Below are 18308 nucleotides of genomic sequence, written 5' to 3' on the forward strand. Positions count from 1 at the left end.
ATCCCGAACACGGAAGTTAAGCTTCTCAGCGCCGATGGTAGTTGGGGCGAAAGCCCCTGTGAGAGTAGGACATTGCCAGGCTGGCATTATTCCGCAGTAGCTCAGTGGTAGAGCTATCGGCTGTTAACCGATCGGTCGTAGGTTCGAATCCTACCTGCGGAGCCATTTATATGGAGAGCTGTCCGAGTGGCCGAAGGAGCACGATTGGAAATCGTGTATACGTTAACCGCGTATCAAGGGTTCAAATCCCTTGCTCTCCGCCATAATAATCTACTATACTATATGGCCCCTTGGTCAAGCGGTTAAGACACCGCCCTTTCACGGCGGTAACACGGGTTCGAATCCCGTAGGGGTCACCATTAATGGAGGATTAGCTCAGCTGGGAGAGCATCTGCCTTACAAGCAGAGGGTCGGCGGTTCGATCCCGTCATCCTCCACCATATGTTTTAAACTATTATTGTCGCGGGGTGGAGCAGTCCGGTAGCTCGTCGGGCTCATAACCCGAAGGTCGCAGGTTCAAATCCTGCCCCCGCAATACGGTCTGGTAGTTCAGTTGGTTAGAATGCCTGCCTGTCACGCAGGAGGTCGCGGGTTCGAGTCCCGTCCAGACCGCCATTTGTTGGCTCAGTAGCTCAGTCGGTAGAGCAATGGACTGAAAATCCATGTGTCGGCGGTTCGATTCCGTCCTGAGCCACCATTTTGATTCAATTTTGCCGGTATAGCTCAATCGGTAGAGCAACTGAATCGTAATCAGTAGGTTGGGGGTTCAATTCCTCTTGCCGGCACGTTAGGCTGGCTTTTGAATATGATATTGGTGGGGTAGCGAAGTGGCTAAACGCGGCGGACTGTAAATCCGCTCCCTCAGGGTTCGGCGGTTCGAATCCGTCCCCCACCACCATTTATAGGGGTATAGTTTAATGGTAAAACGAAGGTCTCCAAAACCTTTGATGTGGGTTCGATTCCTACTACCCCTGCCATTATCATAATGGCGGTTGTGGCGAAGTGGTTAACGCATCGGATTGTGGTTCCGACATTCGTGGGTTCGATTCCCATCAGCCGCCCCATAAATTTCTATTGAAGATTTAAATGAAATATTATATTATTGGGCTATAGCCAAGCGGTAAGGCAACGGACTTTGACTCCGTCATTCGTTGGTTCGAATCCAGCTAGCCCAGCCAAATATGCGGAAGTAGTTCAGTGGTAGAACACCACCTTGCCAAGGTGGGGGTCGCGGGTTCGAATCCCGTCTTCCGCTCCAAACATGATGGCGGCATAGCCAAGTGGTAAGGCCAAGGTCTGCAAAACCTTTATCCACCGGTTCGAATCCGGTTGCCGCCTCCATCATATGCCGGTGTGGCGGAATTGGCAGACGCGCACGACTCAAAATCGTGTTCCGTGAGGAGTGTCGGTTCGACCCCGACCACCGGTATCATAAAATCGAAAAGACACCCACAAATGTTGTTATATCAACTTTTGTGGGTGTCTTTTATTTATTGGAAAATGCCATAAAAATTTTATTTTCATTTTTTAATGAGATGTCAGGTTTTGACGATAGAATAAAGTAGCATAATGTGTAAAAAATGATATAATATAAATAACAATTAACGAAATGTTAACTAAAAACTCAAAGTTAGGTGAGCAATGTATGAGCGAGGAATTGTTACATTATGATGCGAGCAAATATCGTACTCCTGACGGATATACGAGTGATATCGCTGTTTTTACGATTATTTCAACGGAAGTGGGCTCTTATAAGCCGCCTGAAAAAACATTGAAAATCATGCTAATCAAACGAGCGGAGAGAACTAAAGAAGGTGACCCCAATACTGAGGGTGGGAAGTGGGCCTTGCCTGGCGGCTTTATTAAACCGGAGGAGACAGCCTATAAGGCAGCTGTTAGAGAATTAAGAGAAGAGACGGGTGTGGAAGGTTTAAAAATCAAGCACTTTGGTGTATATGACAAATTGGGGCGTGACAAAAGAGGATGGATTATTTCGAATGCTCATTATGCGATTGTTCCAGAAAATAAGCTAGTGAAAAAGAAGGCGGCAGATGATGCAGCAGAAGTTGAACTATTCTCGATGGATGAAGTGTTTCAGTTGGACCTCGCTTTCGATCACAAACAAATTATTGATGATGCATTATGGTTCATCAAAAAGGATATGTCATTAACAACGCTGGCCAAAAGTTTTTTACCAAAAGAATTTGTCCTGTCTGAGCTGCAGGGGGTATTGCTAACTGTCATGGATGAGCCGTGGCTCAAGCTTGATTCTCAATTTTTCAGAAAGGCTCCGACGCTGCCGTTTATTGAAAAAGTGGTGAAGAACGGAGAGCCTCAAAAAACAAATCGTTGGTCAAAAAATAAGGCACAACTGTATCGATTTAATGATTTTGCTCCATATGTTTCTATATATAATGCTAAATATTAATTTTTTTCCTTGTTATAATTAACAATTTGCTAATTAATAATTAATAAGGGGCGATGTTGTATGAATATCCTAAGAGGTTGGACCCTGTTTGAAAAGCTATGGCTTGTAACTTTTACTCTAGTGAATGTGTATTTGTTTTTTGCCTGGAACGATACATTTCTCGGGTTAATTACTTCCATATCAGGTATGCTTTGTGTCGTGTTGGTCGCCAAAGGGAAGGTGAGTAATTATTATTTCGGCATAATCCAAACAGGTACATATGCCTATATCTCATACGGTTATGGACTATATGGAGAGGTCATGCTGAATGCATTATTTTATTTTCCTCTGCAGTTCCTTGGCATTTATTTATGGAAGAAACATAAAACGGAGCACACAGTACTTGGGGAAGAAATTCAAATCGGCACTTTAACGAAAAAAGGTTGGATCATTACACTCACCACCTTTTTGACCATTTTTGTTTTATACGCTTTCCTCCTAGCAGAACTAGGCGGTAATGTCGTGTGGATTGATTCCGCAACCACGATATTATCGGTTATAGCTCAAATTCTCATGTTAAAAAGATTCACCGAACAATGGTTATTTTGGATTGTTGTGAATGTACTATCGATAGCACTTTGGCTAAAAGCATTGATTTTACAGGGGGGGAACGATGTCTCCATGCTCGTAATGTGGTCGGCATTTCTTATCAATAGCATATACGGCTATTACAATTGGTCGAAGGTTTATAAACAGCAGAAGGGAGCGGGATTGGTATGAAGAAGGTTGGATTTTATGGAGGCAAGTTTTTACCTTTGCATCTAGGTCATGTGTATGCCATTATCAAAGCTTCTACGATGGTCGACGAACTATATGTTGTCCTGTCACATAGTGTCAAAAGGGATCAACAATTATGCGAGGGGAGCAAGCTTCCCTACATCCCAAGTCGGATCAGGCTGCGTTGGCTTTCGCAGCTGACGAAGGATATGGAGCACGTCAAGGTCATCGAGGTGGAGGATCAAGACAGTGATGAGGATTACAATTGGAAGGAGGGGGCCTTAAACATTAAAAAGGCGATTGGGAAGGATATTAACGTCGTGTTTAGCTCTGAAATGGATTATGAACCGATTTTTAAAGAACTGTATCCTGAGGCAACACACATATTAATTGATGAAAAAAGAAAGCAATACCCGATTTCCGCAACGGCAATCCGTCACAAAGGTGTCTTTCACTATTGGGACTACATTCCTGAAGTAGCCAAACCCTATTTCATCAAAAAGATTGTCATTTTAGGGACTGAAAGCTGTGGAAAATCGACGCTTACAAGAAATTTGGCACTCATTTTTAACACCACTCATGTAAGAGAATACGGCAGAGATTTCTGTGAGGAAATAGGAGGGTGTGATGGGATTATTTTAGAGGAAGATTACCCAATCATTGCCTATGGCCATAAACTGAAAGAATATGAAGCTATTAAACAGGCAAATAAAATTGTGTTTATCGACACAGAAGCTGTTGTCACTCAATTTTATTCAGAACTGTATAATCAGAAGCATCAACGGGTCCTAGATGAAATCGCCCGGATACAACAGTATGATCTATGCCTCTTTTTAGAGCCTGACGTCGAATGGGTGGATGATGGTTTAAGAGTGCATGGAGAACAAAAAATTCGTGAAGAAAATAATCAGCGTTTGAAGGAACTATTGAAGGCAAGCGGTATTGAGTTTGTTAGTATTAGTGGGACCTATCAAGAGCGGCTGGAAAAATCGATTAAGACGGTACGGGGAATGTTTGAAGTGATATAGAAATCGTTCTAGTGGCCATTTTGGCCACTGGAACCTCCCTTGTGGATATGTTGGAGAAATTTCACAATAACTCCATTTCTGCTTGTTTGAGGATGGTATGATATGGTTGTTAAGGTTAACTTTAGTACTGGAGTGGTAAGAATGAAAAAAAGAAATCTATTTGTAAGTATTATTATAATTCTTGTCGTTTCGTTACTAATCCCGAGCTTTATTAATAATATTCGATATAAATTAGAGGCGGCCTTTGGACAACCTAATTCCTTCTTTTCAGGTGTAGGAATAGGTGTCATGAAGGAACAACATGATTATTACGACATGGAATATGGGATAGATGAAGTTGACGAAGTAAGTATCGAACTTCCAAATGAAAATGTTAATTTAAATTTATCTGGAAATGTAATAAATAGTTCTGAACCCTTAGAAGTAATATTAAATGGCAAAGTAATTTATAAAGAAAAATTGCAGAGTAAAAGAGTAGTTCCTTTTTGGAAGGAAATTTATCTGGAAAAAAATTTTGTTGTCAATTTAGAAGGTATTGAATTAAATAAAGGTAATGAAATAATGATAAAAAGTGGGTCCGCAGCAAAGAGGGTTATTGTAAAAGTAAAGTAAAACTGAATTGTTTTTATCAAATAAAAGGCCTATCTGTTAGGGGGATTTATATGCTAACAAAAAAAACGTTTAGCCAGCCCGTACAAAAGTCCTTGAATGAAAATAAACCATTGCAAGATACAAATTACATAGGGGATATAGAAAAGACAGACTCTACGTACAATACCTCTAATAACATTGATAAAACTGTTTTTGAAAGTGATGAAGAATATGAGTTGCGGATCAAACAAATCCCTCCAATAGAAGTGGGACTTGCATTTTTAGATTTTTCACATAAAAATTTATCAAATGAGAATTTACTATTTAGTTTTTCTCTAAAACAGAGCCTGCCCATTGTTTTAGAAAAACCGAATGTGTTTTATGTATCCTTGAAGGAGGTAGAAGATCTATCCATATTCAATCAGGAAATACTCCTAAAATATCCCTTACAGGTTTCTTTAACCGTTTTGGAAGGTACCGTTATGGCGGACACCGAATCATTTACCATAAAAATAAATGATTACGACATTTTCTGTCATCCGGTCTATCTCAAGAAGCTGTTTTTTGAATCGGATGAGGAATATTGCAAGCGCATAGATAACACGCCTTTGTTAAATATCGGAAAAGTGAAACTGAAGAAGGAACAGTATAATAGTGAACTCGGGCTTTTCCAGGGTTATCTTGAAACGCATAATTGGTCTGACGGAGCTGTCGAATATGATTACGAGGCTTTCCTTAAAATAGATAAGGTAAATGCTAGAAAACTATATATTTATGGTGAGGAACATCTTGTTTATTCACAATTTAAGGTAGTCGATCACAAAGTGCAATTGGATAATACCAAGATTATTTTTGGCAGTCATACATATCTCATTAGCAATATGGAAGACAATGAATTCAATACTACAGCTAAATCTGCCATTCAAGGTGATGCTGCTGCTCAATATAGGATGGGCGAGATTTATTTTCATGGTGAATTAGGAAAGGACATGAATTTGAATAGTGCAATAAGCTGGTTTCAAAAGGCCTATCTTCAAGGAAATGCTAAATCCTTAATCCAATTGATTCATATTTTTATCCAAAGACTGCTACCAATTGACTTATTAAAACATTTGGAAGATTTTTTAGAGGAAGCCCTGCAAGAGGGGACGAGTGAAGCCCAGTATTTGTTCGCAAAGTCATTTGCCGATGAAGAGAATTATGAACGAGCGGCAAGCTGGTTTAAAAAAGCAGCCCTCCAAGGGAACAATGAGGCGGTTTCCCAGTTGTTACTATTGGAAAAAAGTAAGTTAATCCCCCAAGGCAAAGACGATGCCAGTTGGATTGATTTAAAAAATCAAGAAACTATAAAACTTGTTAAAGATGATAGAAAATTCATTGCTTCCATCCAATCAATTAAGTTCATAGATCCTAAAGAAGTTAGACTGGAAGTTACGGATCTTATTGGGGAATTAAATGTAAACGACAAGCTTGTTTTTTATAAAAATGGAAATGTTGTCACTTTGAAGAACTACGCGGTTAAAAGATTTTTAAAACTAAATCTTCCGAATGGAAAAACAACGATGAAAATCTTTATTAACGGCAATAAATTTGATATAGATGCAAAAAGTGATCAAGTGCGAGTGGAATGATCATCCGAAAAATAAAAAACTACTGACAAATACACAAAGCCGATACTTTTTAGTTCATAAAAGTATCGGCTTTTTTAGATTTAATAATGGTCCGCCTCTTGACGTATAACCTTGTATTAGTGTACTATTTGGATAGAACACTAATACAAGGTTGCAAGGGGGTAAAAAATATATGTCTGCTTTTCAGGGGTTATTGAAAAAGGACTTTGCGATTTCAAAGTCTTGGTTTCTTTTTTGGCTCGTTTTTATATCTCTGTTTTTGATTGTGGCTCTGGCACTGGATCACTATATTCTTGAGCCGCTAACGTTTCTTCCGGTTGCTGTATTGCTGTTGCTTTTTTTTCACGCATTTTTTCTGCCGTGTATGTTATTGTCCATGCTCCGGTTGGAAGGAAAAACACAATTATGGCTCTATAATCCACAAAGCAGTAAGGCGCTATTATTATCAAAAGTCTCTGTCAGCTTTGCCTATCAAGTGGTCACCCAGTTGTATTTATCGGCAGTCGGTTTAACTATTTATCAATTTTTCAAAAATCAAATTCATATTGAAGCGAGTGACTTATTTGCCGGCACAATCATTTTCAATCTCGGACTGTTATTGTTCGGGGTATATGTGTCATGCTGGGCAATGTTTTATTGGACCATTTATCATTCCTTGGGGAAATTTCCGACAATCAAAAGTTGGCGCTGGCTCGTACTACTGCTGATCTTTTTTCTATACAATGTTATCTTTACGTTTTTAACAAGGATACCGATTTTCAAAGAAGTCATTAACATGTGGAAGATACCAGTACTTGCAGGTACGAATTTTAGCCACAAGCAAGGCAGTTGGGAGATCTATTTGAATGCAACCAATATTCCCGTGCTGGGACTTCTGTTTTATGTTATCCTTGCGGTCTGCTTATTCCTAATTTCTTGTTGGTTACTCGACAGAAAAGTTGAGGTGTAATCGTGATGGCAAAAGATTTCCAAGCATCGAAACCAATCTATATCCAAATAGCCGATCACCTGTCATCCCAAATTGTAAGAGGAGAAATAAAGGCAGGGGATAAACTGCCTTCTGTTCGGGAAATGGCGATTCAATCAGGCGTTAACCCTAACACCATTCAAAGAACCTATAGCGAGATGGAGAGGATGGGAATCGTGGAAACAAAGCGAGGGCAGGGGACCTTTGTCACAGAAAATGAGCAGGTCCTCCAAGCATTGAAGACTCGATTGCAAACCGATATTATTGGTGGATTTGTCCAGAGCATGCAAGAGCTTGGTTTTTCTCAGGAGGAAATGATCCGGGGCTTACAGCAATATTTTAGGGGGGAACAGGGGTGACCATTAAACTAAAGAACATTTCGAAACGATATGGGAAAGATTTTTCTTTAAAAAATGTTTCCCTCACATTTGAAGCCGGGAAAATTTATGGGCTGCTGGGGCCAAATGGCAGCGGAAAGTCGACGACCTTAAAAATGATTGCTGGGCTTGTTTATCCGGACCTCGGCCAGGTGGAAGTGAACGGTGAAGAAGTTACAAGGAGAATTAGTCAAAAAGTCGCCTATTTAACGGAACTGGATATGTTTTATCCTTCCTTTACAGTGGGAAACATGGTTGAATTTTATACCTCGCAATTCATTGATTTCGATACGAACAAGGCGAAACAGCTTTTACTGGATATGAAGCTCGATGGTGCGAAGAAAATAAAACAATTGTCGAAGGGAAATCGCGGTAGATTAAAACTGGTTCTGGCCTTGGCAAGGACGGCTCCTGTCGTGCTGCTGGATGAACCATTTTCCGGACTTGATCCAATGGTCCGTGATTCTATCGTGAAAAGTATGTTGTCATACATTAATTTTGACGAGCAGACCGTCATTATCGCCACCCATGAAATCGATGAAATTGAACCGCTTTTAGATGAGGCGATTGTCATTTTCAACGGGCAGATCATCGACCAGAAAAATGTCGAAGACTTAAGAGAAGAAGCCGGTCTATCGGTGCTAGACTGGTTTAAATCGACAATGGCGGAAAGGGAGAGGAACAGTAATGAGTAGTCCTGTTGTGGAATTGAAACATGTCACAAAAGTAATCAAGGGGAAAACGATTATCAACGATCTAAGCTTCACTATTGAAGAGGGTGAAGTGTTCGGCTTTTTAGGGCCAAATGGGGCTGGGAAAACCACGACCATCCGGATGATGGTCGGCCTTATGGGGATCACGTCCGGCGAAATCTTGATTTGTGGCAAGAATGTGGAAAAAGAGTTTGAGGATGCCCTAAAAAATATTGGCGGGATTGTCGAAAACCCTGAGCTATACAAATTTTTAACCGGGTATCAAAATTTGATGCAATATGCCCGGATGATTAAGGGCATTTCCAAGCAGAAAATTGATGAAGTCGTGGACTTTGTTGGGTTGAAAGACCGAATTCATGATAAAGTAAAAACTTACTCGCTTGGGATGCGGCAGAGGCTAGGATTGGCCCAAAGCCTGCTTCATGACCCGAAGGTGATGATTCTCGATGAACCGACCAACGGCCTTGACCCGGCGGGAATACGAGAGATTCGTGATCATTTGAAAAAATTGACGAAGGAAAAAGGGATGTCCGTCATTGTTTCCAGCCATCTATTAGCGGAAATGGAAATGATGTGTGACCGCATCGCGATTATTCAACACGGCAAACTCGTCGACATCCAAAAGGTTCATGATTTTAAGCAGGAAGATAAACAGAAATATTTCTTCGAAGTGGATTTGAGTACAATCGCAACCCTTAAAGACCTCCGTGTATCCTATGAAAAAGTGAAAAATGGAATTGAAATCGAGCTGGAAAAAGAAGACGTCCCGAATATGATTGAATTGTTCGTCGAAAAAGGAATTCGTATTTTTGAAGTGAAGCCAATTGCCAAATCGTTAGAGGAGCGTTTTTTAGAAGTCACAACCGAGGGAGAGAAGGTTCATGCATAATCTCATTGTTAATGAGTGGATCAAAATATTTAAACGTCCCGGTACCTATGTGATGATTGGACTTCTGGTTCTCGCCATCATCGGTACAGGAACATTAACCAAAATCTATGGGGGCAATCAAGAGGTTAATCCTCAATGGGAACAGCAATTACAGCAGCAGATTGCAGCCGATCAAGAACAATTGAGCGAGCTGCCCTCAACAGCCGTTACCTATAAAAAAAATTTAGAAAGGCAAATTGCCATTAATCAATATCGGTTGGACCATAAAATAACACCTGACTCAGAGTATACGGGGTGGTCATTTATTAAGGAAAGCATGGCGCTCATATCGTTTGCAGGTTTATTCACGATTATTGTGGCCGCGGGGATTGTGGCCAGTGAATTTAGCTGGGGAACGGTCAAGCTTCTATTAATTCGGCCGATCAAACGATCCAAAATCCTCTTATCTAAATATTTTACAGTGATCTTATTTGGCTTGTTGATGTTGACGATTTTGTTTGGCGGTGCCGCGATTTTCGGATTTGCATTATTTGGAACAGGTGACGGCAGCCAAGTGCATCTTGCCTACTCAAATGGAAGTGTTGTCGAGCAAAATATGTTCTTCTATTTAATTAAGACGTATTTCTTGTCATCCATCGATGTCATCATGATTACGACGATGGCATTTATGATTTCCGCTGTATTCAGAAACAGTTCGTTGGCGGTTGGCTTATCCATTTTCCTGTTATTGATGGGTGGGCAGATTACGACATTGATCGCATCACGGTATGAATGGGCGAAATATATCTTATTTGCGAATACAAATCTAACCCAATATTTCGATGGCGTTCCCTTGGTCGAAGGCATGACAGTAGGCTTTTCGATTACCATGCTGCTGATTTACTTCTTTGTATTTCAACTATTCGCTTTTGGCGTATTTACAAAGAGAGATGTGGCCGCATAGGACTAGGAAAATATTGGGGGAGCAGGGAGGTTTAGGGACTACCTGCTTTTTTATATGCAAATATCTTTATTTCGAGACTCTTTAATTGAAAATAAAATTGGAGTGGTATATGATTAAATTGTTCACAAAACTCCTAGCTAGGCAGTAAAATCTAACAACAAAGGGGATTTTATTATGAAACGTTTTGAAGATAAAGTGGTCATTATTACTGGGGCAGGCTCTGGATTAGGACAGGCCACAGCTCTAAGAATTGCACAAGAAGGGGCAAAACTATCTTTAGTCGACCTAAACGAAAAAGGGTTAGAAGAAACCAAAGCAAAGGTATTAGAAGTTGCACCAACTGCAGAAGTGATCTTAATTACGGCGAACGTTGCAGATGAACAAGCTGTTCAACATTATGTCAACAAAACAGTAGAATCATTTGGTAAAGTGGATAGTTTCTTTAATAATGCCGGTATCGAAGGGAAACAAAATCTAACTGAAGATTTCGGTATTGATGAATTTATAAAAGTGTTAGGTGTTAACTTAAACGGTGTTTTCTACGGTCTAAAATATGTTTTAAAGGTAATGAAGGAACAGGGGTATGGATCAATTGTTAACACCGCTTCCGTTGGCGGTATTCGCGGTGTAGGCAATCAATCAGGTTATGCAGCGAGTAAACATGGTGTAGTTGGTTTAACACGTAACTCTGCAGTAGAATATGGCCAATTTGGTATTACTGTTAATGCAATTGCTCCAGGTGCGATTATGACACCAATGGTAGAAGCATCTTTAAAACAGCTTGACCCAGAAAATCCTGAAGAAGCCGGGAAAGCATTTGTCAGCGTTAACCCTACGAAACGTTTTGGCAGACCAGAAGAAGTAGCAAACGTTGTAGCATTCCTATTATCTGGTGAAGCTTCATTTGTTAATGCAGCCGTAATTAATATTGACGGCGGTCAATCATATAAATATTAATTTATAATGTAAACCAAAAACATTCCACAGTGTATTTTTAATGGATATAATATATGTAAAAGGTCTCTGATGATTCTAGCATCAGGGACCTTTTTGCCAGATCAGCACCATCCAGTCAGTCATGAGCCAATTTAATTAAAAGACAATCTAATGTTTCCTAGGCAGCAAATCCTTATATATTTTGCGCAGTTCACTTAGTTTTTCTAAATTACGAAGTGATTGTTGCTCTAGGTATTGGCCGATGCCTAGGATAAAATTTTCAACTAAAAATGTTGGTGCAATCATAGAATGGAACTCCCATAATTCGCCACGATTAGTATAGAAGATATAATCTCCGTCGTCTTGAAAATCAGAAATGAGCAGATCAGTAATGATGATAGTTTTATAGTTTACTCTCTTCGCATAATCAAGCAGCACAAAGGCTTCAGGTGTCATCGCTACAAAACCGAATAAAAAAACCACATCTTCTTTTTGAATGTGCATGAGAGATTCAAATAATTCCTGCCCGTTTTTCTGAAGTATTTCAATATCTAACCCAAATCGATCTAAGCGATGTTTCATGAGTACAGCAATTCCTTCAGCTGAGGCTGGTGCGTGAATGTATAGTTTCCTACAATTTGACATAAGCGAAATGGCTTCTCTATACTGTTCAGAGTCCAATTCTTCCAATGTATTTAGAATTTGATTGTTAGAAATGGATAGTAAGTGTTCATGAATGTTTAATTGTTGCGTTTGGATTTTATCTAATGAATTTTTTAATTTTTTTTGTGGTGAAAGCTGCTCCTTTTCCAATATAGCAGCTTTAAAAGCTTTAAAGTTTTCATAGCCTATTCTTCTCCAAAATCGCGAAATGGTGGCATTGCTAATCCCTAGTTCATTCGCCAGCTCTGTTTCGGAATAATATAAAATTCGTTCCCCGTTTTTCTCTATAAAATCGGCAATTCGCTTTTGACTTGCCGTCAGTTCAGAAACATCCCAATTAAAAATCAAATACATCTCCTCCTACATAAAAGTTTATCACAAAATGAAAAAAATCTTACATAAAATTATTTGTGAAAAATTATTACGAATTCATAACATTCAATTAATGGGTAATTTACAATCCCTCCTTATAATGAAAGTGATAATTGATAAGGGGGAGAATTACTTTGATAACAAAACCGTATGAATTAACGCAGTCTCAAAAAATGATGGTTTTTATTCTATCAATGTGTCTGTACGGATTAAGTAACATGTTTACTGAGCTTGTACCATCTATAAATGTAGGTCCAATTGAATTGTCGATTGATGCATTTGCATTTATTCCTTTAACTCTCTGTATTCTGTTCCATCCGTTATATGCGGCAATTGGCGCTTCTACAGGAGAGTTGATTTTTGGTGAATTAATGCTTGGTCAATTTGGCGGCATTGGTGAAGTTGAGAAGTTTATCTTGTTCTCTCTTGGTATGTGTATCGGAGGCATGATAGTACGTGATCCGAAGAAAATCTCACAGGTTGCGACGGGGGCAATTGTCGGCTATGGTGTATTCCTTGTCTTTGCTACAATTGTTGATATTTTAAAAGTTGTCATTGGTGTTGAGGATTTCGAAGCTGTTCCAGGTTTGGCTGAAAGTATTTTTGTTGTTGAAGGTGTTGAATTTTTAACAGACCTTATTTTCTCAGGGACTTTATTTGTTTTACTTCCAACCATTTACTTAGTTCCGCGTTTATACGGAAAAATGGAGCCGTTATTAGGAATGAAACCACGTAATAACAAAGTGAGTATTTCATTGAATAAGATTATTACTCCTAAATTTGTAGTAACTGGCCTTGTTTTAGCTGTAATTGCTTTTGGTGCAGAAGTATTATCTGAATCAGATGTTGAATTTGCTGTGTGGGAACCGGAATTTGTTGATATGTACGGAAATCAATTTATTTGGATTATTATTGGCGTTGCTGCAGTATGTTCGCTAGCTATCATATTATTCATGTTGAAAAAAGGGAAAGCAGCTAGTTCGGGAGAGGAAATAAATGATGCACTCTAAGCCGTTGGTGGAAGTGAAAGATGTGTCATTTCAATATCCAGGAAGTGAAACCAGGGTTTTAAATGGGGTGTCATTAACAGTAGAAGAAGGAGAATTCTTAGCGATCATCGGTGGGAATGGTTCCGGGAAATCAACCCTATGCAAAACATTAAATGGGCTTATTCCTAAATTTTATGTTGGGGAGTTTGAAGGTGAGGTCGTTGTAGATGGCCTAGATACTTCCAAACATGATGTTGCTGACTTATCGAAAACAGTTGGGTATGTGTATCAAGATTTTGAAAAACAGTTATTGCGTCCCACAGTACTGGATGATGCTTCTTTCGTACCACTAAATTATGGTTTATGGGATTTTAAAGAACGTGGAAAATGGGCCCTGGAAGTAACCGGTCTTTCCCATTTAGCGAATGCATTTGTATGGCAATTAAGCGGCGGACAAAAACATTTGCTGGCATTGGCAGGGGCTATCGCGATGAAACCCAAATTATTGATCGTAGATGAACCTGTTGCTCAGTTAGATCCCCAGCATGCATCACGAATCTATGACGTATTAAAAAAATTAAATGAAGAATATGGCACAACCATTATTACGATTGAACACCATACGGAATTTATTGCAAAGTACTGTAACAAAGTCGTGCTTATGGATCAGGGAGAAATGGTTTGGAAGAAGGATGTTCGAGACGCACTTTGCAGTGTGGATGATTTGGTTACACGACAAATCCATCCCCCTCAAGTCACAATGGCAGCCTATCATATAAATCGTGATGGAAACTATCCGATTACTTTAGAGGAAGCCATTAAGCATTTTAGAGGGAAAGTTCCAGCGCTCTATGAACACCCCTTCCAAACCAAAACGGACAAATCGCCTATTCTTTCCTTACAGAACATTACGGTACAGTATCAAGCGATTCATAAAGAAATGAAAAAGGCGTTGAAAAATCTATCTGCCAGGTTCTATAAAGGAGACAAAATCGCATTAGTAGGGAATAACGGTTCAGGGAAATCTTCTTTGCTAAAGGTAATAGGTGGAATTGTAAAACCCAAACAGGGAACAATGGAGTTAGTGACCAACCCATTACCCAACTATTCACCTGAAACTCTATCAAGTCATGTTGCCTTTGTGTTTCAAAACCCTGAAGAAATGTTTATCGATGATAGTGTTCGGAAGGAAATAGAGTACTATTTAAAAGCAAGAAAGGTTCATGATTATACTAACCAAGTTGACCAAATCTTAGTGGATTTTGATTTAACAGATTTGCAGCATCAGGATGCACGTTTGTTAAGTGGTGGTCAGCAGCGTCGTGTTTCTCTTGCAATCGGAGCGGCAATAAAGCCTTCTGTTATTATTCTTGATGAGCCGACGGCCAATTTGGATATTGCCACGAAGAATAAAGTATTGTCGATGTTTAATAGGTTAGAAGCACATGTGGATACGATCATTATTGCTACCCACGATATGCAGCTTGTCTCTGAATGGGCAGAGCGAGTACTTGTTATGAATGATGGCCAATTGATAGCAGATGATGCAAGTGATGTCATTTTTCGAAATGAAGAAATTTTGCAATGTGCGGGTTTAGTTCCTCCTCAAATTATCACATTGTGTAACGAACTTCATTTCCCGCATTGTCCATCAATCGAATCGTTTGTAGAGTATTGGAATCTTGCGAAAGAGCGAGGTGCGTAAAGTGGAGTTAAGCAAATTTATCAATGAAAAGGTTTCTCTTGAATATATAAAAAATGAGCTTGTTAGAACGGCCTATAGTGTGGAAGAAAATTTTCTCACTAAACTGGATCCGCGCCTATTGCTTATTTGGTATTGCTATTTTGCGATTGTTCCATGGTTTATTCATAGCCATATCGTACTTGTAGGCTATTTGATTCTCATGGTTTTTCTTACTTATAAAGCAAAAGTCAGTCCACTTATTTTAGCAGTACTGGGCCTTGGTCTTTTGAGTGAAATGTTTATCCTCTTCATTATTTCTCTTTTTTTCGGAGGAAACCTAGAAACAGTTTTGCCCATGTTTTGGCTTAGTATTAAATTAGGCGGGATATCGCTTGCCAGTGTCGCCGTTTTTACTAGTTTAAATCCGGAAAGATTTAGCGATGCCCTCTTACGAATGGGTTTTCCGGAAAAGTTTTCATTTAGTGTCGCCTATGGATATAGAATTTTGCCGACATTATTTGAAGAGTTTCAGCAGATTATTTTATCGTACCGACTTCGTGGTCAGGCACCAACCAAAAACGGATTTGTTTATTTGCGAAAAATAACCTATTTCCTATTAATCTTTATTAAATCTTTTTATCCCCTAATGTTGAATACGGCGAAACGTTCAAGAACGACAGTCGAAGCGTTGGAAACAAAAGGTTTTAGTTATGGTGTAAATAATCGTGACATGATTAAGCTGAAAACAAGTTATCTGAAATTTACTTATATGGATTACTCATTTATTATGATTTCAATCTTTTATTTAATTATTGTTCATGCTTTGCATTTTGTTCTATAAAAGGGAGTGCTTCGATTGAATTTTGATTTTCATACACATGGTAAATTAGGGAAAAAGTTTGATTTCTCGGCCGACTATTACTTGGAAATGGCAACACATGCACTTCAGAGTGGGATTAATGGAGTAGCATTAACCGAACATTTTAATACGAAAAATTTTCATGAAGTTTATGATACATTGGATGCACACTTTCCATATGAAGATGGTTATTATAATATTCAAAGTTTAAAGGTTTTCCCAGGTATGGAAGTGGATATTAAAGAAGTTGGTCATATTTTATGTATTGGGAATAGACAGGATATCCGGGCATTGCGAGCAGAGTTGAATGATTATACAAAAGAAGAGACCTTTATTCCGCTTGAAAATCTATTAAACTTACGGTCTAACTATGACATGCTTGTCATTGGTGCACATCCTTTTAGGGAGAGCACACCGTTAAAGGATTTAGATCCATCTTTATTAAAACAACTGGATGCCTTTGATTTAAATGGGAAGGATTTGCATACCCGTGGAATAGAAGAAAACACCATGGACGTGCAAACCTTTGCCGCAAGTTTGTCTAAACCAGTCGTGGGTGGCAGTGATACCCATCATTTTAAGCAGTTCGGTGCAGTTTACACGGTGCTTGATCAAGAATGCGATACAATTGCTGAATTAAAAGAAGCTGTTATAAATCGACAGTTCCATGTTAAAGTCGCCCAGGATTTGCCTGAGAGGGTATCCGAAGCGATTCGCTTAAAAGCAATTGAAAAAGAAAAGTTGAAAAAACTTAGTTTGGAGATGCGTTTTTCCTCGTAATCTGCAAAAAAGGTGACAGGACCATCGGATTTTTGGACGATCCGGGTCGGAGCCAAAGCCGAAACGCGTTTCAAAGCAATCCGTTTTAACAAAATATCCCCCTCAAACTACATGTTGAGGGGGATAATCCCTTTAAGGATAGTAAAGAACTTATACTTGTTTTAAGAAATCTATTTCGATTTCATTTTCTCTTGGTTCACTTTTGAAGAGATATTCACCATTCCGAATGGATGCAAGTACTTCTGCACGCTCACGAATCGCTTCATAGGCATCTTGTGCATCTAAAACGATGAAGTTTGCCGGTTTTCCAGCTTCGATGCCATACTCATCGTTCACTCTCATAATGTTTGCTCCGTTATATGTGATCAGGTGGAACGCCTTATTGATTTCATCAATGTGTGTATAATGAGCTAAATGGATCCCGTTGTCCAAAATATTCATCATATTTCCATTTCCTAATGGATACCAGTAATCCGCAATCGAATCTTGCGCAAATGCCACATTATTTCCGTTATTTAACAGCTCTTTAACTCGTGTAAGTCCACGACGTTTAGGATAACTGTCACCACGACCTTGCAAATGTGCATTTTCAGTTGGGCACGAAATAAAGTTAATTTTTGATTCCCTAAATAAACCTAACATTTTATTCGCGTAACTGTTTTCTACGGAACCAAAGCTGCAAGTATGACTTGCTGTCGTGTATTTACCATAGTCTTTTTCCATAACAAGCGCATTTAGCACTTCTAAAAAACGACTATTTGGATCATCGTTTTCATCACAGTGAATATCAATCATGACGTTATATTTTATTGCCATGTCTACAATCCGTCTTAATGATTCAACGCCATGTTCATATGAAATTTCGAAGTGAGGGATCCCGCCTGCTACGTCAGCGCCCATTTCAAGGGCTTTTTCCATTAGACGTTCGGCCCCTTTATATCTAAAAAATCCTTCCTGAGGAAAAGCTACAAGTTGTAATGTAACGATATCTTTTAATTCTTCCCGCAGTTTAATTAAAGCCTTCATTCCAGTTAAATTTGGATCGGTAATATCTACATGTGAACGAATGAATTGAACCCCTTTGCTCAGTTCTTTTTGGATCCCTTTAATCGCGCGCTCACGCACCATTTCTTCCGTCAATGATTTCTTATTATCACTCCAGCGCTGAATCCCTTCAAATAAGGTGCCTGAAACATTTGCATTTCCTTCGCCTAAACCTGAAAAGATATAATCTAAGTGTAAATGGGGGTCAACATAGGGCGGCAGCACTAAACGGCCTTTTAAATCAATCACTTCATCTGCGTTTCCTAAATCATTGCCTATTGCTCTAAATTGACCGTTTTCTACTAAAATTTCTTTAGAATCCGAGTCCCCATATATAGTTGCATTAATAAATTTTTTCATACATACCTGTCTCCCTTTCATTGTTTTAATGCAATAGATTGTCTTATTAAAATGTTACCCATTAAACAATGATCAGATGCGCATATAACAATCAACATTGAATAGTGACTACGCATTTACCTGTTTCTTGTATATTCATTCTATCAAATAGTACCAATAACTTCACAATATTAGATTAAATTGGTTAATCATTAACAGAAGAATGATTCTTCTTTATCAGGTGTTAATAAGTTATTTTTGATATAATAGTAGAATCTCTCGTTTAACCACTTCACCTATGAGACCGAAAACTAGTACA

Annotated in this window: 17 protein-coding genes, 15 tRNA genes and 1 rRNA gene; 31 read left to right on the forward strand and 2 right to left on the reverse strand. The window is 39.0% G+C overall.

The features are described from left to right. The 27 genes from rrf to AR334_RS20130 form a co-directional block, all read left to right on the forward strand. Positions 1-81, forward strand: a 5S ribosomal RNA gene (gene rrf, locus AR334_RS20000); the annotation flags it as partial. 9 nt (positions 82-90) lie between these two features. Further along, positions 91-165: transfer RNA gene (locus AR334_RS20005), tRNA-Asn, on the forward strand. Positions 166-172: 7 nt separating this feature from the next. After that, positions 173-263 (forward strand) — tRNA-Ser (locus AR334_RS20010). Positions 264-284: 21 nt separating this feature from the next. After that, positions 285-359, forward strand: a tRNA-Glu gene (locus AR334_RS20015). A 5-nt stretch (positions 360-364) separates the two neighbouring features. Continuing rightward, positions 365-440 (forward strand) — tRNA-Val (locus tag AR334_RS20020). 21 nt (positions 441-461) lie between these two features. Beyond that, positions 462-535 (forward strand) — tRNA-Met (locus AR334_RS20025). A 3-nt stretch (positions 536-538) separates the two neighbouring features. Beyond that, a tRNA-Asp gene (locus AR334_RS20030) sits at positions 539-615 on the forward strand. Between the two features lie 6 nt (positions 616-621). Further along, positions 622-697 (forward strand) — tRNA-Phe (locus tag AR334_RS20035). Positions 698-712: 15 nt separating this feature from the next. Beyond that, positions 713-785: transfer RNA gene (locus AR334_RS20040), tRNA-Thr, on the forward strand. A 28-nt stretch (positions 786-813) separates the two neighbouring features. Continuing rightward, positions 814-898, forward strand: a tRNA-Tyr gene (locus tag AR334_RS20045). Between the two features lie 5 nt (positions 899-903). After that, positions 904-977, forward strand: a tRNA-Trp gene (locus AR334_RS20050). A gap of 11 nt (positions 978-988) precedes the next feature. Continuing rightward, positions 989-1064 (forward strand) — tRNA-His (locus tag AR334_RS20055). 39 nt (positions 1065-1103) lie between these two features. Further along, positions 1104-1178, forward strand: a tRNA-Gln gene (locus AR334_RS20060). 5 nt (positions 1179-1183) lie between these two features. Further along, positions 1184-1258 (forward strand) — tRNA-Gly (locus AR334_RS20065). A gap of 8 nt (positions 1259-1266) precedes the next feature. Then, positions 1267-1341 (forward strand) — tRNA-Cys (locus tag AR334_RS20070). Between the two features lie 6 nt (positions 1342-1347). Next, positions 1348-1429: transfer RNA gene (locus AR334_RS20075), tRNA-Leu, on the forward strand. 216 nt (positions 1430-1645) lie between these two features. Beyond that, positions 1646-2428, forward strand: coding sequence for an NUDIX hydrolase (locus tag AR334_RS20080; protein ID WP_066316377.1), 783 nt, complete (start codon positions 1646-1648; stop codon positions 2426-2428). Positions 2429-2488: 60 nt separating this feature from the next. Continuing rightward, a complete protein-coding gene (gene pnuC / locus AR334_RS20085) occupies positions 2489-3187 on the forward strand; it encodes a nicotinamide riboside transporter PnuC (RefSeq protein ID WP_066316380.1) in 699 nt (232 codons plus the stop codon). Further along, the gene (nadR, locus tag AR334_RS20090) at positions 3184-4212 is read left to right on the forward strand and encodes a multifunctional transcriptional regulator/nicotinamide-nucleotide adenylyltransferase/ribosylnicotinamide kinase NadR (RefSeq protein ID WP_066316385.1); all 1029 of its coding nucleotides are present in this window, start codon (positions 3184-3186) and stop codon (positions 4210-4212) included. Before pnuC ends, nadR begins: the two co-directional genes overlap by 4 nt. A 102-nt stretch (positions 4213-4314) precedes the next feature. Then, positions 4315-4824 (forward strand): hypothetical protein, encoded by a 510-nt coding sequence (locus AR334_RS20095; protein ID WP_156431347.1) that lies wholly within the window; start codon positions 4315-4317, stop codon positions 4822-4824. Between the two features lie 50 nt (positions 4825-4874). Continuing rightward, positions 4875-6434 carry a tetratricopeptide repeat protein gene (locus tag AR334_RS20100; RefSeq protein WP_066316394.1) on the forward strand — a complete coding sequence of 520 codons (1560 nt, stop codon included), beginning with the start codon at positions 4875-4877 and terminating at the stop codon, positions 6432-6434. Between the two features lie 172 nt (positions 6435-6606). After that, complete coding sequence (locus AR334_RS20105; protein WP_066316395.1) at positions 6607-7383, forward strand: hypothetical protein; 777 nt, start codon at positions 6607-6609, stop codon at positions 7381-7383. Positions 7384-7388: 5 nt separating this feature from the next. After that, entirely contained in the window at positions 7389-7760 is a 372-nt protein-coding gene (locus AR334_RS20110; RefSeq protein WP_066316400.1) for a GntR family transcriptional regulator, read from the forward strand. Then, a complete protein-coding gene (locus tag AR334_RS20115; RefSeq protein WP_066316406.1) occupies positions 7757-8473 on the forward strand; it encodes an ABC transporter ATP-binding protein in 717 nt (238 codons plus the stop codon). The genes AR334_RS20110 and AR334_RS20115 overlap by 4 nt, the downstream gene beginning before the upstream one ends. After that, positions 8466-9380, forward strand: a complete 915-nt coding sequence (locus AR334_RS20120) for an ABC transporter ATP-binding protein (protein WP_066316419.1) — start codon at positions 8466-8468, stop codon at positions 9378-9380. Before AR334_RS20115 ends, AR334_RS20120 begins: the two co-directional genes overlap by 8 nt. After that, positions 9373-10323: an ABC transporter permease gene (locus tag AR334_RS20125; RefSeq protein ID WP_066316421.1), complete on the forward strand. Its 951-nt coding sequence runs from the start codon at positions 9373-9375 to the stop codon at positions 10321-10323. The genes AR334_RS20120 and AR334_RS20125 overlap by 8 nt, the downstream gene beginning before the upstream one ends. A gap of 174 nt (positions 10324-10497) precedes the next feature. Next, positions 10498-11280 (forward strand): glucose 1-dehydrogenase, encoded by a 783-nt coding sequence (locus AR334_RS20130; protein WP_066316424.1) that lies wholly within the window; start codon positions 10498-10500, stop codon positions 11278-11280. Between the two features lie 147 nt (positions 11281-11427). Here the strand turns inward: AR334_RS20130 and AR334_RS20135 are convergent, their stop codons facing one another. Continuing rightward, the gene (locus AR334_RS20135) at positions 11428-12270 is read right to left on the reverse strand and encodes a MurR/RpiR family transcriptional regulator (RefSeq protein WP_066316429.1); all 843 of its coding nucleotides are present in this window, start codon (positions 12268-12270) and stop codon (positions 11428-11430) included. Positions 12271-12428: 158 nt separating this feature from the next. Here AR334_RS20135 and AR334_RS20140 point away from each other — a divergent pair, with 158 nt between their 5' ends. Genes AR334_RS20140 through AR334_RS20155 form a run of 4 tightly spaced genes read left to right on the forward strand, consistent with a single transcriptional unit; the run spans position 12429 to position 16606 of the window. Beyond that, positions 12429-13304 carry a cell division protein FtsQ gene (locus tag AR334_RS20140; protein ID WP_367576366.1) on the forward strand — a complete coding sequence of 292 codons (876 nt, stop codon included), beginning with the start codon at positions 12429-12431 and terminating at the stop codon, positions 13302-13304. Beyond that, positions 13291-14988 carry an ABC transporter ATP-binding protein gene (locus AR334_RS20145; protein WP_216638035.1) on the forward strand — a complete coding sequence of 566 codons (1698 nt, stop codon included), beginning with the start codon at positions 13291-13293 and terminating at the stop codon, positions 14986-14988. Before AR334_RS20140 ends, AR334_RS20145 begins: the two co-directional genes overlap by 14 nt. Before the next feature lies 1 nt (position 14989). Then, on the forward strand, positions 14990-15808 hold the full coding sequence (locus AR334_RS20150) for an energy-coupling factor transporter transmembrane protein EcfT (RefSeq protein ID WP_066316434.1): 819 nt from the start codon (positions 14990-14992) through the stop codon (positions 15806-15808). Between the two features lie 15 nt (positions 15809-15823). Next, positions 15824-16606: a PHP-associated domain-containing protein gene (locus AR334_RS20155; protein WP_066316441.1), complete on the forward strand. Its 783-nt coding sequence runs from the start codon at positions 15824-15826 to the stop codon at positions 16604-16606. Between the two features lie 150 nt (positions 16607-16756). Here the strand turns inward: AR334_RS20155 and AR334_RS20160 are convergent, their stop codons facing one another. Further along, complete coding sequence (locus AR334_RS20160) at positions 16757-18010, reverse strand: amidohydrolase family protein (RefSeq protein ID WP_066316443.1); 1254 nt, start codon at positions 18008-18010, stop codon at positions 16757-16759. Positions 18011-18308 lie beyond the last annotated feature (298 nt).

The sequence above is a fragment of the Bacillus sp. FJAT-29814 genome (assembly GCF_001510715.1).
Classification (GTDB): domain Bacteria; phylum Bacillota; class Bacilli; order Bacillales; family Cytobacillaceae; genus Neobacillus.

Excerpts from the sequence above, each read along its gene's own strand:
- AR334_RS20100 (WP_066316394.1), top strand. The coding sequence starts at position 4,875 with ATGCTAACAAAAAAAACGTTTAGCCAGCCCGTACAAAAGTCCTTGAAT.
- AR334_RS20130 (WP_066316424.1), top strand. The coding sequence starts at position 10,498 with ATGAAACGTTTTGAAGATAAAGTGGTCATTATTACTGGGGCAGGCTCT.
- AR334_RS20145 (WP_216638035.1), top strand. The coding sequence starts at position 13,291 with ATGATGCACTCTAAGCCGTTGGTGGAAGTGAAAGATGTGTCATTTCAA.
- AR334_RS20110 (WP_066316400.1), top strand. The coding sequence starts at position 7,389 with ATGGCAAAAGATTTCCAAGCATCGAAACCAATCTATATCCAAATAGCC.
- AR334_RS20080 (WP_066316377.1), top strand. The coding sequence starts at position 1,646 with ATGAGCGAGGAATTGTTACATTATGATGCGAGCAAATATCGTACTCCT.
- pnuC (WP_066316380.1), top strand. The coding sequence starts at position 2,489 with ATGAATATCCTAAGAGGTTGGACCCTGTTTGAAAAGCTATGGCTTGTA.
- AR334_RS20125 (WP_066316421.1), top strand. The coding sequence starts at position 9,373 with ATGCATAATCTCATTGTTAATGAGTGGATCAAAATATTTAAACGTCCC.
- AR334_RS20160 (WP_066316443.1), bottom strand. The coding sequence starts at position 18,010 with ATGAAAAAATTTATTAATGCAACTATATATGGGGACTCGGATTCTAAA.
- nadR (WP_066316385.1), top strand. The coding sequence starts at position 3,184 with ATGAAGAAGGTTGGATTTTATGGAGGCAAGTTTTTACCTTTGCATCTA.
- AR334_RS20095 (WP_156431347.1), top strand. The coding sequence starts at position 4,315 with ATGGTTGTTAAGGTTAACTTTAGTACTGGAGTGGTAAGAATGAAAAAA.
- AR334_RS20120 (WP_066316419.1), top strand. The coding sequence starts at position 8,466 with ATGAGTAGTCCTGTTGTGGAATTGAAACATGTCACAAAAGTAATCAAG.
- AR334_RS20105 (WP_066316395.1), top strand. The coding sequence starts at position 6,607 with ATGTCTGCTTTTCAGGGGTTATTGAAAAAGGACTTTGCGATTTCAAAG.